The organism is Rahnella woolbedingensis, from assembly GCF_003602095.1.
GTDB lineage: Bacteria > Pseudomonadota > Gammaproteobacteria > Enterobacterales > Enterobacteriaceae > Rahnella > Rahnella woolbedingensis.
In genome coordinates, this window is the sequence record NZ_RAHH01000006.1 from 149890 (window position 1) to 166106 (window position 16217).

General features: G+C 51.3%; 12 protein-coding genes. 7 read left to right on the top strand and 5 right to left on the bottom strand.

The window, feature by feature from the left end:
* The first annotated feature begins 76 nt into the window (after positions 1 to 76).
* The 3 genes from kduD to D6C13_RS06630 all read left to right on the top strand — a co-directional run bounded on the left by kduD (position 77) and on the right by D6C13_RS06630 (position 3128).
* Entirely contained in the window at positions 77 to 838 is a 762-nt protein-coding gene (kduD, locus tag D6C13_RS06620) for a 2-dehydro-3-deoxy-D-gluconate 5-dehydrogenase KduD (protein ID WP_120132011.1), read from the top strand.
* Positions 839 to 990: 152 nt separating this feature from the next.
* A complete protein-coding gene (locus D6C13_RS06625) occupies positions 991 to 1548 on the top strand; it encodes a metal-dependent hydrolase (RefSeq protein ID WP_120132012.1) in 558 nt (185 codons plus the stop codon).
* 188 nt (positions 1549 to 1736) lie between these two features.
* Positions 1737 to 3128: an L-cystine transporter gene (locus D6C13_RS06630; RefSeq protein ID WP_120132076.1), complete on the top strand. Its 1392-nt coding sequence runs from the start codon at positions 1737 to 1739 to the stop codon at positions 3126 to 3128.
* A gap of 70 nt (positions 3129 to 3198) precedes the next feature.
* Here D6C13_RS06630 and kdgR read toward each other — a convergent pair whose 3' ends face one another.
* Positions 3199 to 3990 (bottom strand): DNA-binding transcriptional regulator KdgR, encoded by a 792-nt coding sequence (gene kdgR / locus D6C13_RS06635; protein WP_120132013.1) that lies wholly within the window; start codon positions 3988 to 3990, stop codon positions 3199 to 3201.
* A 239-nt stretch (positions 3991 to 4229) separates the two neighbouring features.
* Here kdgR and D6C13_RS06640 point away from each other — a divergent pair, with 239 nt between their 5' ends.
* Positions 4230 to 5627: an MFS transporter gene (locus D6C13_RS06640; RefSeq protein WP_120132014.1), complete on the top strand. Its 1398-nt coding sequence runs from the start codon at positions 4230 to 4232 to the stop codon at positions 5625 to 5627.
* Between the two features lie 78 nt (positions 5628 to 5705).
* On the opposite strand, the gene htpX is transcribed toward D6C13_RS06640, so the two are convergent.
* The 4 genes from htpX to D6C13_RS06660 form a co-directional block, all read right to left on the bottom strand.
* A complete protein-coding gene (gene htpX / locus D6C13_RS06645) occupies positions 5706 to 6587 on the bottom strand; it encodes a protease HtpX (protein WP_120132015.1) in 882 nt (293 codons plus the stop codon).
* A gap of 259 nt (positions 6588 to 6846) precedes the next feature.
* On the bottom strand, positions 6847 to 8919 hold the full coding sequence (gene prc / locus D6C13_RS06650) for a carboxy terminal-processing peptidase (RefSeq protein WP_120132016.1): 2073 nt from the start codon (positions 8917 to 8919) through the stop codon (positions 6847 to 6849).
* Positions 8920 to 8938: 19 nt separating this feature from the next.
* Positions 8939 to 9628, bottom strand: coding sequence for an RNA chaperone ProQ (gene proQ, locus D6C13_RS06655; protein WP_112287990.1), 690 nt, complete (start codon positions 9626 to 9628; stop codon positions 8939 to 8941).
* Positions 9629 to 9723: 95 nt separating this feature from the next.
* Entirely contained in the window at positions 9724 to 10221 is a 498-nt protein-coding gene (locus tag D6C13_RS06660; RefSeq protein WP_120132017.1) for a GAF domain-containing protein, read from the bottom strand.
* Positions 10222 to 10478: 257 nt separating this feature from the next.
* Between D6C13_RS06660 and yebS the strand changes: the two genes are divergently transcribed.
* The 3 genes from yebS to rsmF all read left to right on the top strand — a co-directional run bounded on the left by yebS (position 10479) and on the right by rsmF (position 15927).
* Positions 10479 to 11726 carry a membrane integrity lipid transport subunit YebS gene (gene yebS, locus D6C13_RS06665; protein WP_120132018.1) on the top strand — a complete coding sequence of 416 codons (1248 nt, stop codon included), beginning with the start codon at positions 10479 to 10481 and terminating at the stop codon, positions 11724 to 11726.
* On the top strand, positions 11695 to 14325 hold the full coding sequence (locus D6C13_RS06670) for a PqiB family protein (protein ID WP_120132019.1): 2631 nt from the start codon (positions 11695 to 11697) through the stop codon (positions 14323 to 14325). The genes yebS and D6C13_RS06670 overlap by 32 nt, the downstream gene beginning before the upstream one ends.
* A 207-nt stretch (positions 14326 to 14532) precedes the next feature.
* A complete protein-coding gene (rsmF, locus tag D6C13_RS06675; RefSeq protein WP_244212647.1) occupies positions 14533 to 15927 on the top strand; it encodes a 16S rRNA (cytosine(1407)-C(5))-methyltransferase RsmF in 1395 nt (464 codons plus the stop codon).
* The last annotated feature ends 290 nt before the right edge of the window (positions 15928 to 16217 follow it).

The following is a 16217-nucleotide window of genomic DNA, read 5'->3' on the forward strand; positions in this document are numbered from 1 at the left end:
CTTTCTGGCTCTGCTGCCGCAGGCAGAGCCACTCAATCTTTATGGCGAACGTGCCGTTGCAAAAGAGACTCTGAATATGATCCTCGATTCATTTGAATTAAACGGCAAAGTCGCCATCGTGACCGGCTGTAACACCGGACTTGGCCAGGGCATGGCGCTGGGCCTTGCTCAGGCGGGTTGCGATATTGTGGGTATCAACCAGTCAGCCCCCGAAGAGACAGAGAAAAAAATCACCGCCACCGGTCGCCGATTTCTCGATTTGCGCGCCGACCTGAGCAGCATTAAAGACATTCCGAAACTTATCGAAAAAGCCGTTGCTGAATTCGGTCATATCGACATCCTGGTGAACAACGCCGGTATTATCCGCCGGGAAGATGCAATCGAGTTCAGCGAAAAAAACTGGGACGACGTGATGAATGTAAACAGCAAGACGCTGTTCTTTATGTCTCAGGCAGTGGCGAAACAGTTCATCAAACAAGGCAACGGGGGAAAAATCATTAACATCGCCTCGATGCTGTCTTATCAGGGCGGGATCCGTGTTCCTTCCTATACAGCGTCGAAAAGCGCAGTGATGGGAATAACCCGGCTGATGGCCAATGAATGGGCAAAGCATGGCGTCAATGTGAACGCAATTGCGCCGGGTTACATGTCCACCAACAATACCGAACAACTTCGTGCCGATGGTGATCGCAGTAAAGAGATCCTCGACAGGATCCCTGCCGGCCGCTGGGGTTTACCGGAAGATGTGATGGGGCCGGTGGTTTTTCTGGCTTCAAAAGCCTCCGATTATGTCAACGGCTATACGATTGCGGTTGATGGCGGTTGGCTGGCGAGATAATCGACTAAGACGTGACAATAAAATGGCGTATTTTTATACGCCTTTTTCTTTTTAATCAGTCCGTTGACAATTAGTTACAGGGTGTCTCTTCCAAGATTGTGACAGTTTCACTTATACTGGATAAAATAACAGTTATTCAGTTCGGACGCGTCATGACGGCGGAAGGCCATCTCATTTTCTCAATCGCCTGTGCGGTATTTGCCAAAAAGGCGCAGCTCTCTCCGGAGCTGGCGCACGGCGACTGGTGGCATATTATCTCAGGGTCCCTGCTTACCTGTTTATTGCCCGATATCGATCATCCGAAATCCGTGCTCGGCCAGCGTCTGAAATGGCTTTCCCATCCTATCGCCAGAGTTTTTGGTCACCGCGGATTTACCCACAGTTTGCTGGCCGTGGCGGGCGGTATCTTTCTTCTACGCACGCATTTCCCGCACGACTGGGGCATTCCGGTAGATGCTTTCCACGCCATGATCATAGGTTATCTGAGCCATATTCTTGCCGATATGCTAACACCTGCGGGTGTCCCCCTGCTCTGGCCGTGCCGCTGGCGTTTTCGTTTGCCGCTGATCAACAGTCAAAAAGGCAATCAGCTGGAACGGACGTTATGCCTGCTGCTGGTCGGGTTAACGCTGTTCTGGCCCGACTGGACGCCCATCATTGGTGCAATCAATCCTGACATTTTTAACCACATTCTTAAATTGTTTATCTGACAAGTATAAAAGACAGACAATTTGGCGATATTTGGTACAAATCAAACCCAAAAGTTATAACGCATTCTTTTTGGATATAAATGTTCAGGTACCCAAACTGGTATTCTGCTCACCATTGCTTTGGGATGGTGCAGACCCTGTCGGGAACACCCGTTTTAAATATCAAAACTATAAGTTTGGAGTTCGGTATGAATCTTCCGCTCGTTCTTAACGTAGTGGTTTTCGTTGTCCTCCTTTTGCTGCTGGCGCAAACCCGCCACAAGCAATGGAGTCTGGCAAAAAAAGTATTACTCGGTCTGGCCATGGGTGTGGTGTTTGGTCTGGCTTTACAACTGATCTACGGTTCCGATGATCCGGTACTGAAAACGTCTATTACCTGGTTCAACATTGTCGGCAACGGCTACGTCCAGTTGCTGCAAATGATTGTCATGCCGCTGGTCTTCGTTTCGATTCTGAGTGCGGTAGCGAAACTGCATAACGCATCCTCACTTGGCAAAATCAGTTTCCTGACCATCGGTACTTTGCTGTTCACCACGCTGATTGCTTCGCTGGTGGGTATTTTTGTTACCGGTCTGTTTGGTCTGACTGCTGAAGGCCTGGTTCAGGGTACGCAGGAAACCGCGCGTCTGACGGCGCTCCAGTCCAACTATGTGGGTAAAGTGGCTGACCTGAGCGCGCCTCAGCTCATCCTTTCCTTTATTCCTAAGAACCCGTTTGCTGACCTGACAGGCGCAAGCCCTACGTCTATCATCAGCGTCGTTATCTTTGCGGCCTTCGTGGGTGTTGCCGCCCTGCAACTGGTAAAAGATGACGCCGAAAAAGGCCCACGCGTGCTGGTCTTCATCGATACCCTGCAGGCCTGGGTGATGAAACTGGTACGTCTGGTCATGAAACTGACCCCGTACGGTGTTCTGGCGCTGATGACCAAAGTCGTTGCCGGTTCTAATGTTCAGGACATCATTAAACTGGGCAGCTTCGTTGTTGCGTCTTACCTGGGCCTCGGGATTATGTTTGTTGTCCACGCCGTGTTGCTTTCTTTCACTGGCGTAAATCCTGCGAAATTCTTCCGTAAAGTCTGGCCGGTGCTGACTTTCGCCTTCACCAGTCGTTCCAGTGCGGCGACCATTCCGCTGAGCGTTGAAGCGCAAACACGTCGTCTGGGTATTCCGGAATCTATCGCAAGCTTTGCTGCTTCATTTGGTGCCACTATCGGCCAGAACGGTTGTGCAGGTTTATACCCGACGATGCTGGCCGTCATGGTTGCGCCAACAGTAGGTATTAACCCGTTTGATCCGGTGTGGATTGCCACGCTGGTAGGTATCGTGACACTGAGCTCTGCCGGTGTGGCGGGTGTCGGTGGTGGTGCCACCTTCGCTGCGCTGATCGTATTGCCTGCTATGGGCCTGCCGGTCACGCTGGTGGCGCTGCTCATCTCCGTTGAGCCACTGATTGATATGGGTCGTACTGCGCTGAACGTCAGCGGTTCAATGACTGCCGGTACGATTACCAGCCAATTGCTGAAACAGACCGACAAAGAAGTGATGGATTCAGAAGAAACAGCAGAACTGGCACACCGCTAAGTTCGGATTGCTGGAAACAAAAACCGAAGCCACGGCTTCGGTTTTTTTATACCTTCAGTTTCGTACTGATTCAGAACGGGTAGTCGTGGAATCCGATCTGTTCAGAGATATTACGTGCGGCGGTATGCAACATTTCAACGTAGTGACTTTTATTTTCTTCCGAGAAACGGATAGTCGGGAAGGAAATACTTAATCCGGCAATCACAACACCAAAACGGTCAAAGACAGGAACCGCGATACAACGCAGGCCTTGTTCCTGTTCTTCGTTATCTTCGCCGTAACCTTGCTCACGCACCTGCAACAACGCAGCCTGCAAATCGGCGGCGTTCATGATGGTGTTTTCAGTACTGCGGGTGAATTCAATTTCCTGCATCAGCGCACTGACTTCCACTTTATCGCCCCACGCCAGCAGCACTTTACCAATCGCCGTCGTGTGCAGCGGATTGCGGCGACCAATGCGTGAATGCATACGCAGGTTGTACATAGAATCAATTTTATGGATGTAGACAATGCCGTCTTCATCCAGCGCGCCAAGGTGAATAGTTTCACGGGTCAGGCGGGATAATTCGCGCATCTGAATATCCGCACTGCGGATCAGATCGACGTTCTGCAGTGCCTTCGCACCCAGTTCGAACAATTTCAGAGTCAGTGAATATTTCTCAGACTCGCCTTCCTGCGCGACATAACCGAGTGACTTCATCGTCTGAAGGAAACGGTAAACCGTGCTTTTAGACATCATAACGCGTTGAGAAAGTTCAGTAATACCAATTTCACGTTCTTCGCCCAGCGCCTGTAAAATGCCAAAAACTTTCAGGACGGAAGAGACGGAATCGGGTTGCTTATCAAGATCTGCGATAGCCATAGGGTGAGTTACCTGCTCGCGTTGGTTTTGTTTCAAAAAAAATAGAACGTGGTTTTTATTATAGTGGTAAGCATTGTGCAGAAGCAATCAACCCATTGATTGAGAATGTAAGAACTGTTAAGCCAGTTTCATTCCCGACAGAGAGATAAATAATTCATTTCATCATGTGACAATTGTCACTTTACGTTGGTTAGCGTAGTAATATTCCCCTCACTGATGACTACGTACTGACAGAACTCATGACTCCGACACCCACTGATGGCTTACCTCTTCCACAACGATACGGCGCGATACTGGCAATTGCGCTGGGCATCACCGTCTCGGTGCTGGACGGAGCAATCGCAAACGTCGCGCTGCCGACGATTGCCAATGATTTTCATGCCAGTCCGGCGACGTCTATCTGGGTGGTAAATGCCTACCAGCTGGCAATTACTATTTCGCTGCTTTCTCTGGCATCGCTTGGCGACATTTTCGGTTACCGGCGTATCTATCAGACCGGGCTGCTGGTGTTCAGCATCACTTCACTTTTTTGCGCCCTTTCTGATTCCCTGCTGACACTGACGGTTGCCCGTGTTTTACAAGGTTTTGGAGCCGCAGCGATCATGAGTGTGAACACTGCGCTTATCCGGATAATTTATCCTCAGCGATTCTTAGGACGCGGTGTCGGTATTAACGCGCTGATTGTGGCCGTTTCCGCCGCCGCCGGACCGACGATCGCCGCAGGCATCCTTTCTGTCGCGTCCTGGCAATGGCTGTTTGCCATCAACGTGCCGATCGGTATTGTTGCTCTGATCCTGGGTCTGAAGTTTTTACCTGCTAACTCAACACGCAGCCAGGGACAACGTTTCGATATTACCAGCAGCGTGATGAACGCCTTGACCTTTGGTTTGCTGATAAGCGCCATCAGCGGGTTTGCGCAAGGCCTGAATCACATGCTGATCCTCGGCGAAGTCATCGCTCTTCTGGTCATCGGCTGGTTCTTTGTTCGCCGTCAGCTCACCAGACCCTTCCCGCTGCTGCCGGTTGATTTGCTGCGTATCCCGATTTTCAGTATGTCGCTGGGGACTTCCTTGTGCTCTTTCAGCGCACAAATGCTGGCATTTGTTTCCCTGCCCTTCTTCCTGCAAAACACGTTAGGCCTGAATCCAGTTGAAACCGGCCTTCTGCTGACACCATGGCCGCTGGCGACCATGGTCATGGCGCCGATTGCAGGCCGTCTGGTAGAACGTTTCCATCCGGGGATGCTGGGCGGAATTGGTCTGGTGGTCTTTTCCTTCGGACTATTTTCACTCTCATTGCTGCCGCCCGAGCCTTCGCATCTGAATATCATCTGGCGTATGTTGCTGTGCGGTGCTGGTTTCGGCCTGTTCCAGTCCCCCAATAACCATACGATCATCAGTTCCGCACCGCGTAATCGCAGTGGCGGAGCCAGTGGCCTGTTGGGCACGGCACGTCTTTTAGGGCAAACCACCGGCGCGGCGATGGTCGCACTGATGTTCAACCTGTTCCCGCAACACGGTACGCACGCCTCGCTTATCCTCGCGGGAACTCTCGCAGGCACCGGCGCGCTGGTCAGTCTGCTGCGAATGACACAGAAAACCAGCAGCCAGCGTGAAGCAGAAAACGCCAAGCTGTAAAATTCAGGCGTGAAAAAGCCCGGCAAAAATGCCGGGCTTTTTTGTATCAATAATCGCCAGAGGCTGATTATTTGCTGCTTATTTAATATAGGCACCGCTGCGCAGCGCTTCAATACGCTTATCCAGCGGCGGATGGGACATAAACAGCTCGCTGAATGACTTCGATTTACCGTTGATACAAAACGCCATCATGCTTCCCGCTTCCTGCGGTTCATGGCTGGTTTTCAGACGCTGCAACGCAGCAATCATTTTTTCACGGCCAACCAGTTTTGCAGAACCCGCATCAGCGTGGAATTCACGGTGACGTGAGAACCACATGGTGATGATGCTGGCCAGAATACCGAATACCAGTTCCAGCACGGTCGCCACGGCAAAATAAATCAGCGGGTTGCCGTTACTGCTCTCTTCGCCATCACGGTTACCGGAAAGGAAACCGGAAGCCACCTGCGCGATAATGCGGGAAATGAAGATGACGAAGGTGTTCACCACGCCCTGAATCAGAGTCATGGTCACCATGTCGCCATTCGCAATGTGGCTGATTTCGTGCGCGATTACCGCTTCGGCCTCATCCTGACTCATGCTTTGCAGCAATCCGGTGCTGACGGCTACCAGCGACGCATCGCGGCGTGCACCTGTCGCGAACGCATTAATATCTGGCGCGTGATAAATCGCGACCTGCGGCATGCCGATGCCCGCCTGCTGAGACTGACGGCGAACGGTTTCCATTAACCAGCGTTCAGTTTCATTACGAGGTTGCTCAATAACTTCACCACCCACCGAGCGCAACGCCATCCATTTAGACATCAGCAACGAGATAATTGCACCACCGAAGCCAAACAGCCCGGCCATGATCATCAATCCCGGCACGCTGCTGTGCTGAATGCCAGTCAGGCTAAGCACTAGCCCGAATACCAGCATAACGGCCAGGTTAGTCAGCAGGAACAACGCTATACGCATCATAAAATTTTACTTCCTCATTGTTGCTTCATTGTTATTGGCAGAGTTTAACCACCGGCACATAGCATACCCGGCTGTATTGATCCTATGGGCTTCTTTTCAGGATTCAAGAGCCCATACGCTCTGAAGGCCTTAATTCACAATACTTTACATTTTGAAGTGTTTTATTTCACAGACAAGCCTGAAATTTAGAAGGTTTATCAAAATACAGACATAAAAAAAGCGCACCGGAGTGCGCTTTCTTCATAGACTGACCGCATGCTTATTTAGCGGCGGCCTGGTCGGCCTGAGCCTTTTCCATACTGCCGAGATCAACAGCAATATGGTCAGCTTCATCGAGATAAGGATCCGGAGCAACGTAGTCTTTCGGCAGATCGTCGAGAGATTTCAGTGGCTTCTTACCTTCACGCTTGAAGCGTTCATTCAGACGTGTAAGACGCAGGGCATCATCCTCTTTATCTTCTTTATCACGCTGGGCGTAATTCAGAGAGGCAATGTTACGCTTGTCTTTCAGCGCCTTGTAATGGGCAATATCTTGCTGGATGTACTGGAACTCAGGATCTTTCGCAATACGGGCTTCATGGTCTTTCAGCAATTCAGGCAGGAACGGTTTCATGTCGCCTAATTTGGTGTAAGTCGCCGCGTTAATGCTATCCCACGGAAGTGCGTTATCTTCGAACTTCTCACCGGTTTCAATCGATTCAATACCGGTTGGCATCAGAATGTCCGGGGTCACCCCTTTACGCTGAGTACTGCCGCCGTTGATACGATAAAACTTCTGGATAGTGTATTGCACAGAACCGAGCGCAGGCCATTCAGGACGCAGCATCTGGTCGTAAATACGGTTCAGAGAACGATACTGCTGAACAGTACCTTTACCGAAGGTTGGCTCACCGACAATCAGCGCACGACCGTAATCCTGCATTGCGGCAGCAAAGATTTCGGAAGCTGAAGCACTGAAGCGATCAACCAGAACCACCAGCGGGCCTTTATAGTAAACGACGCCATCGGTATCGCTGTCCTGACGGATACGACCGTTGTTATCGCGCACCTGAACCACCGGGCCACTTGGAATAAACAGACCTGACAGCGAAACCGCTTCAGTCAGAGCACCACCGCCGTTAGTACGGAGATCGATAACCAAACTGTTCACGTTCTGCTTAGCCATTTTCTGCAGCTGAACTTTCACATCATCGGTCAGCCCCACGTAGAAGCCAGGAATGTCCATCACAGCAACTTTTTGAGCGCCGACATTCTTGATGGTCATTTTAACTGCGCGGTCTTCCAGACGGATCTTCTCGCGAGTCAGCGTGATTACGTGGTTTTTAGCATTCTTACCTGCTGGCAAGATTTGCAGACGGACTTTGCTGCCTTTCGGCCCTTTAATGAGCGCGACAACGTCATCAAGACGCCAGCCAATCACATCAACAATTGGCGTTTGTTTTCCTGCCTGAATCTGACCTACACCGACAATACGGTCACCGACTGCGATGGCTTTACTTTTGGCCGCCGGGCCGCCAGCTACCATCGAATTGATGACTGTGTAATCGTCGTCGCCCTGCAATACTGCGCCAATACCTTCCAGAGACAGGCTCATTTCGGTATTAAACTGCTCGGTGCTGCGGGGAGAGAGATAGTTGGTGTGCGGATCGATTTCATGCGCGAAGGCATTCATCACCAGCTGGAAAACATCTTCGCTGTTGCTTTGTGTCAGGCGTTTCATCGCAAAATGATAACGCTTGGAGAGCACGTCACGGATTTCCTGATCGTTTTTGCCGGTCAGTTTGAGGTTCAGCTCGTCATATTTGACTTTGGCATCCCACAATTTGTCCAGCTCAGCGCGGTCTTTCGGCCACGGTGCTTTGCTGCGATCAAGTTCAATCGTGTCGTTGCCCGTGAAATCCATCGGGCGCTCAAGCACTTTCAACGCATAATCATAGCGTTCAAAGCGGCGTTTTTGAGCCAGATTGAAAAGAGCATATGGCGTGGTTAACTGACCGGTTTTCAGTTCCTCACCCAAGGTTGCACGTTTATCAGTAAACTGTGCGACATCGGAAGCCATTAATACGTTATGGCCATAATCGAGCATGTTGAGGTAACGGTCGAAGATTTTCGCTGAGAAATCTGCATTAAGGTCGAACTGACGATAATGTGAACGGGTAAAGCGAGCAGTAACACGCTCGCTCACCGTTGCATCCTGAGGATCCTGAGTTAAATTAGGAAGTTGAGCGAGAGTCACCGGTGCACTCTCGTTCGCTGCAAAGCTGGTGTTTACCAGCCCTACTCCTGCCATTAACAGACCCGCAATAACGCTTAATCTGACAAATTTGTTCATGCCTGAGTTGGCCTCCGTATCAGAACTGCAAGTGTTCTGCGCGCACGATCATCGCCAGACCCGAAGAGAGTTGAACGCGTACACCGTCTTTGGCAATTTCCAAAACGGTTGCATCCATCGCACTCTGTCCTGCTCTGACTTTGATTTCCTGGCCAATTTGCAGTTTTGAAATGTCTGTTACTGGCACCTGACGCGGTTCACGTTTTTCCTCACGCGGTGGGCGAGGTGTACGTGGTTTGCGATTTTCCTGACCAGCCACAGCAGCGGGCGCATTTTCACGACGCGGCGCTGGTTTTTTACCGGCCGGACGTGGACGTCGCGGCTCAGTGGTTTCACCGGCTTCACGACGTTTTGCCTGTTGTTCTGCACGTTGTGCCTGAACGCGGGCTTTTGCTTCTTCCAACTGTTTACGGGCATGTTCCACGTGCTGCTCTTCGAGAACGCCACATGAATTACCATCAAGGTCAACGCGTTCAGCGCCAACTTTAACGCCGTACAGATAGCGCCAGCTTGAGGTATACAGACGCAGAGCAGAGCGTAACTGAGTTTTGCTCAGATTCTCTTCACCTTGCACGCGCTCGACCAAATCCGCAAAGATACCGATCTTTAATGGGCGTGCTTCGCCTTCGGCGGTAAAACAGAGCGGGAACCGCTCAGCCAAAAAGGCGATGACTTCTTTACTACTGTTCAACTTAGGTTGATTTTCCATGAAATTTCCTGATTACAACGGGTGTGCCAACCGGCGCAGGCATGAACAGGCGTCATTATAATGACGCCGTTATTAAATGCCACGTTATCCGACGATCAACTTACGATCAGATTGACATATTTTTCAGCATCGCAGTTTTCGAGATGCTGGCAAAGCCCGCTGACTAACTCTGTCAGCCCCTGTTCATCGGCTTCGTCGAAGCGTTGATAAACGGTGCTATCAATGTCTAATACGCCGATCACTTTGCCATTTATTGTTACAGGCAGAACGATTTCGGCATTACTTGCTGCGTCACAAGCGATATGGCCCGGGAAGGCATGAACATCACCCACACGTTGCACGGTATTTTCCGCTACTGCGGTGCCGCAGACGCCTTTTCCTACCGGAATACGCACGCAGGCAATTTTACCCTGGAAAGGACCCAGCACCAGCGTTGTGCCATCCATCAGATAAAAACCTACCCAGTTCACGCCTTCAAGACGTTCAAAAAGTAAGGCACTTGCGTTCGACAGAGTGGCAATAAAATTGTTTTCTCCGGCGATCAACGCGTTCAAATCACGTTTTAATTCCGTGTAGAATGCTTCTTTATTCATGTAGTAACCAATAATAACCTAAGGGCAGAGAGCCGTTCTGTTGTGCTTAACCTCTATAAAATAAGCATTAAATGCCCATATGAACAAGGTTAATCCTGTGTGACATCAAAAAGACTCACCTACAATAACTGTTTGCCGACCGCATAATACGTTATTTTGTCAAAAAAACCTGGCTGATCTTGGCCTGATGGCCTCGCCTGCCCCCCACGGGGGATGCGTAATTGTAACAACAGGTATTCTTTACTATTCCAGGCACTATGAAAATACACACAATTTCAGCCCAGATTCCACAAATTCGTTACCAGCGATGCAGTGAGTGTGACACGCTTTTCACACTGCCCTCGCTGCAACGCACGCAGACGGCGCATTGTCCGCGTTGTAACGCGAAAGTTGAAAAAGGCCGGGTCTGCTCCCTGCCTCGACTGATCACGATGGCCATCAGTATATTACTGCTGATGCCCTTCGCATATACAGAGCCGTTGATCAGCATCCGGCTTCTGGGCACGCGCATTGACGCCAGTTTGCTCGAGGGTATCTGGCAGATGTCACGCCAGGGGGATCCCGTCACCGCCAGCATGGTGGCTTTCTGTACCATCGGAGCCCCGCTGACGCTCGCCGTCTCCATTCTTTATCTGCATTTTGGCAGCAAATTAGGGATGAATCTGAAACCCGTGCTGCTGATGCTCGATCGCCTTAAAGACTGGGTGATGCTCGATATTTATCTGGTCGGGATGGCAGTCGCCAGCATCAAGGTCAAAGAGTATGCCGATATCAACGTCGGCATCGCGCTGGCCGCCTATCTGATGATGACGCTGATGGTCACGCTGACCATGATTAATCTCAACATCGAGCAGTTATGGGAAGAGTTCTACCCACAACGTAAGCCGAAAGGGTTGCCCTCTTCGCTGCGTTTGTGCCTGGCCTGTAAGTTCACCGGTATCCCGGATGAACGCGGACGCTGCCCGCGCTGCCATGTTCCGATGCGTCTGCGCTATAAACACAGTTTGCAGAAAACCTGGGCCGCGCTGATTGCCGCGATTGTTTTATTAATCCCGGCCAATTTACTGCCTATTTCCATCATCTATGCCAACGGGCAACAGCTTAAGGACACCATATTTTCTGGCGTGGTGTCGCTCGCAACATCGGGGAACGTGCCGATCGCCGCCATTGTATTTATTGCCAGCGTACTGGTGCCGTTTACCAAAGTTATTGTGATGCTGACGCTGCTGCTCAGCATCCATTTCAAAGCGATTCAGGGACTGAAAACGCGTATCCGTCTGCTGCGACTGGTGACCTGGATAGGACGCTGGTCGATGCTGGATTTGTTTGTTATTTCATTAATGATGTCGCTGGTTAACCGTGACCAGCTTTTGTCTTTTACGATGGGACCGGCCGCCTTTTATTTTGGCTCTGCCGTAATTCTAACCATTCTTGCCGTTGAATGGCTTGATAGCCGCTTGATTTGGGATGCACATGCAACAGGAAACGCCGAATACACCGACTGAAGCACGGATAAAACACAGGCGCCGGATTTCGCCCTTTTGGCTTCTGCCGTTTATTGCTTTACTGATCGCCGGATGGTTGATTTACAGCAACTATCAGGAGCGCGGCACGACCGTGACTATCGATTTCCAGTCTGCCGCAGGGATCGTGGCTGGCCGCACGCCGGTACGTTATCAGGGCGTGGAAGTCGGGTCGGTGGAATCCATCAGTCTGAGCAAAGACCTGCGCACCATTCAGGTTAAAGTCAGCATAAAGAGTGACTTGTCCAACGCGTTGCGCGAAGGCACTCAGTTTTGGCTGGTAACACCTAAAGCCTCCCTTGCCGGTGTTTCCGGGCTCGATGCGCTGGTCGGCGGTAACTACATCGGCATGATGCCTGGCCCCGGTCAGGAGAAAGCTCACTTTGTAGCGCTCGATACGCAGCCAAAATTCCGTCTCAATACCGGCGAACTGATGGTCCATCTGCACGCCAAAGATCTGGGTTCGCTGAATACCGGTTCGCTGGTGTATTACCGCAAAATTCCGGTCGGTAAGGTCTACGACTACGACATTGAAAGCGGCAATGAAGGCGTGACCATCGATGTCCTCATCGACAAACGTTTTGCCAATCTGGTCAAAGACAATACGCGTTTCTGGAATGTTTCCGGCTTTAAGGCAGATTTAAACCTGAGCGGGGTAAAAGTTCAGATGGAAAGCCTGGCGGCGCTGGTGAATGGCGCGATCGCGATGGATTCCCCGAATGACGGGAAACAGGCAAAAGCTGATCAGTCTTACTCGCTGTACCCCGATCTGGCACAAAGCCAGCGCGGTGTCGAAATCAATCTGGATTTACCGGACGGGAATGGGTTATCCGAAGGTCAGACGCCGCTGATGTATCAGGGCTTGCAGGTCGGTACGCTGACCAAAATTAGTTTACAGCCGGACAATAAAGTCACCGGTAAACTGACTGTCGATCCTTCTGTGCTCGACATGATGCGTACCGGTACGCGCATTGAGATGAACAGCCCAAAAATCAGCCTCAATAATGCCAATATCAGCCAGTTGCTGACCGGCAACACGCTGGAACTGATCCCCGGTGATGGCGAGCCGCAAAAACATTTTGTGGTGCTCGACAGCAACCAGCGACTGTTACAGAACCCGGGCATTGTCAAAGTGCAGCTGATTGCGCCGCAGAGTTACGGTATTGATGCGGGCCAGCCTATCAAGCTCTACGGCATCGACGTCGGCTCGATTATTGACCGTACGCTGACTGATGAAGGCATCCTGTTTAATGCCGCTATCAAACCGGAATATAAAAACTTGCTGCATAAAGACAGTAAGTTTGTGGTCAACAGCCGCGTTGATGTGAAACTTGGCGTCGATGGCATGGAAGTGCTCGGCGCCAGCGCCCAGGAATGGGTCGACGGCGGTGTGCGCATTATTCCGGGCACCAAAGGGGCACCAGCACAGAAATACCCTCTTTACAGCAATGCGGAAAAAGCGGCTGAAGGTATTCAGGGCGAGCAACCGGGTGCTACGCTGACGTTGACCGCGAAAAGCCTGCCTGATGTTCAGACCGGTTCCGTTGTGCTTTACCGTAAGTTCCAGGTAGGCCAGATAGTCAACGTTCGCCCTAAAGCCAATGAATTCGAAGTTGATGTGTATATTCAGCCGCAATACCGCAACCTGCTGACTGAGAAAACTATTTTCTGGGCCGAAGGTGGCGCGAAGGTGCAACTCAACGGCAGCGGGCTGACCGTGCAGGCTTCACCGCTGGATCGCGCGCTTAAAGGCGCTATCAGCTTCGACAATCTCGACGGCGTCGTCGCCAGCAAAGGGGCAAAGCGTGTTCTGTATGATTCAGAAACCTCAGCCCGCGCGGTGGGCAGCCAGATAACGCTGAATACTTATGATGCCAGCAAGCTTTCCGCCGGTATGCCTATTCGTTATCTAGGTATCACTATCGGTCAGGTGGAATCGCTGAAACTCGACTCGCAGCTGAATCAGGTTTCCGCCAAAGCGGTATTGTATCCGGAATATGTCGAAAACTTTGCCCGTCGCGGCACCCGTTTCTCGATTGTTTCACCGGAAATTTCCGCCGGTGGCGTCAGCAATCTCGACACCCTTCTCCAGCCCTACATTAATGTCGAGGCAGGGAAAGGCGCACCAGCGCGCAACTTTGATTTGCAGGACTCTACCATCACCGATTCACGTTACACGGATGGTCTGGGTATCGTGGTTGATGCGGCCGAAGTCGGCTCATTGCAAATCGGCACGCCGGTGCTGTTCCGCGGGATCGAAGTTGGTACGGTATCGGGCTTCTATCTGGGCGCCATGGCGGATCGGGTGAATGTGACGCTTCGGATCAGTAAAAAATATCAATATCTGGTGCGTGAAAACTCTGTGTTCTGGCTGGCCTCGGGCTATGACCTGCAGTTCGGTCTGACCGGTGGCGTGTTCAAGAGCGGGACATTCCAGCAATTTATCCGCGGAGGTATCGCCTTTGCGACACCGCCAACCACGCCGCTGGCGCCGAAAGCGGCCAACGGCAATCATTTCCTGCTCACTCCTGAAGCACCAAAAGACTGGCAGAAATGGGGAACGGCAATCCCGAGAAATTAACCGGTATTATGTTGATCAGGGCCACCCTCGGGTGGCCTTTTCTTTATCAGGCAACGCGCGCAGCCCTCTCATCACAGGTAAATATGGTAAACTGCGCGGCAGAAAAACTTCTTCAGCTCTGGAACCACGCCTTTGTCAAAGCTCACCACCGCCAGCACTTTTACTGATAAATTACCCGCCGCTTTTCTGGAAGCCACGCGCGCAATCATGCCTGCAGATCTCAGCATGGATGATTTTATTGCCGCCTGTCAGCGCCCTCTCCGCCCGAGTCTGCGGGTGAACACCCTGAAAATCAGCGTGACCGATTTCCTTGAACTTGCCGGTGGTTATCAGTGGGAGTTAGAGCCCGTACCCTGGTGTGCGGAAGGTTTCTGGATAAACCGCAACGTGCAGGACGATACGCGTCTGGGCAATGCCTTATCGCATCTGGCCGGCCTCTTCTATATTCAGGAAGCCAGTTCCATGCTGCCGGTCACTGCGTTATTTGCCAACGATACGCAGCCGGTTCTGGTGATGGACGTTGCAGCGGCGCCCGGTTCTAAAACCACGCAAATTGCGGCGCTGATGAAAAATCAGGGCGGCATTATTGCCAATGAATATTCCGCCAGCCGGGTCAAAGTCCTGCACGCTAATATCAGCCGCTGCGGCGTCAGTAACACCGCGCTGACGCACTTTGACGGACGCGTATTTGGGGCGGCTCTGCCTGAAACTTTTGACGCCATCCTGCTGGACGCGCCCTGCTCCGGCGAAGGCGTTATCCGTAAAGACCCTGATGCCATGAGCAACTGGTCTGAAAACAGCGTGACTGAAATTGCCGCGACACAACGTGAACTGATCGACAGCGCGTTTCATGCGCTGAAACCCGGCGGCGTACTGGTCTATTCAACCTGCACCCTTAACGCGCAGGAAAACCAGCAGGTTTGCCAGTGGTTACTCGATACCTATGCGGATGCGGTAGAAGTGGAATCGCTGGCAGAGTTATTCCCTGACGCTGATAAGGCCGTCACTCCGCAAGGCTATTTACACGTATTTCCTCAGGTCTATGACAGCGAAGGTTTCTTTGTCGCGCGCTTTCGTAAAACGGATCCGGTGCCGCGCCTGCCGGTCCCCGGATATAAGGTAGGCCGCTTTCCTTTCTCGCCACTTTCCCGTCAGGACAGCGCCGAAATTATCAAAGCAGCGGGTCTTTCTGGCCTTGTCTGGCCTGAGAATCAATACACGTTATGGCAGCGCGATAAAGAAATCTGGATCTTCCCAGCCGTGCTGGAGCCCGTCTTTGGCAAGGTCCGTTTTTCCCGTATCGGAGTGCGACTGGCAGAGCGTTTTCCGAAAGGATTCCGCTGGCAGCATGAAGCCGTGGTGGCATTCAGTGTCGCAGATTCCAAAAACCGTTTTGAGATAAATGATGAACTGGCGCAGAGCTGGTTCCGTGGCGTTGATATTTATCCGGATGACACACCGCCCGCAGACGAATGTCTGGTGACCTGGCTTGGCCAGCCATTAGGATTGGCAAAACGGATCGGCAGCCGGATTAAAAACAGTCTGCCACGTGAACTGGTGAGAGATGGCGCAATACGTCCGCAAACATTGTCGAACGATTAATTAGATTTAACTTTCCCGCAAATTTCTGTGCCAGAGGAGCATTCCGACGGCGCAGAATATTCTACTCAACAGTCATTAATACCGACTAAAACACCTGATAACTGCGTTTCTGTGAATACTGTGCAACTGAACTTTTAGGTGAAATCACGGCGACAAAGGGTATATAACAAATACCCACAAAGCATTTTATGCTACATATATTGGATAGTAACTTATATTATCAAGAAAGGTTCACTGAATTATAATTAGGAATAATCCTACCGCGCCATGTATTATTGCCATCAAGATAA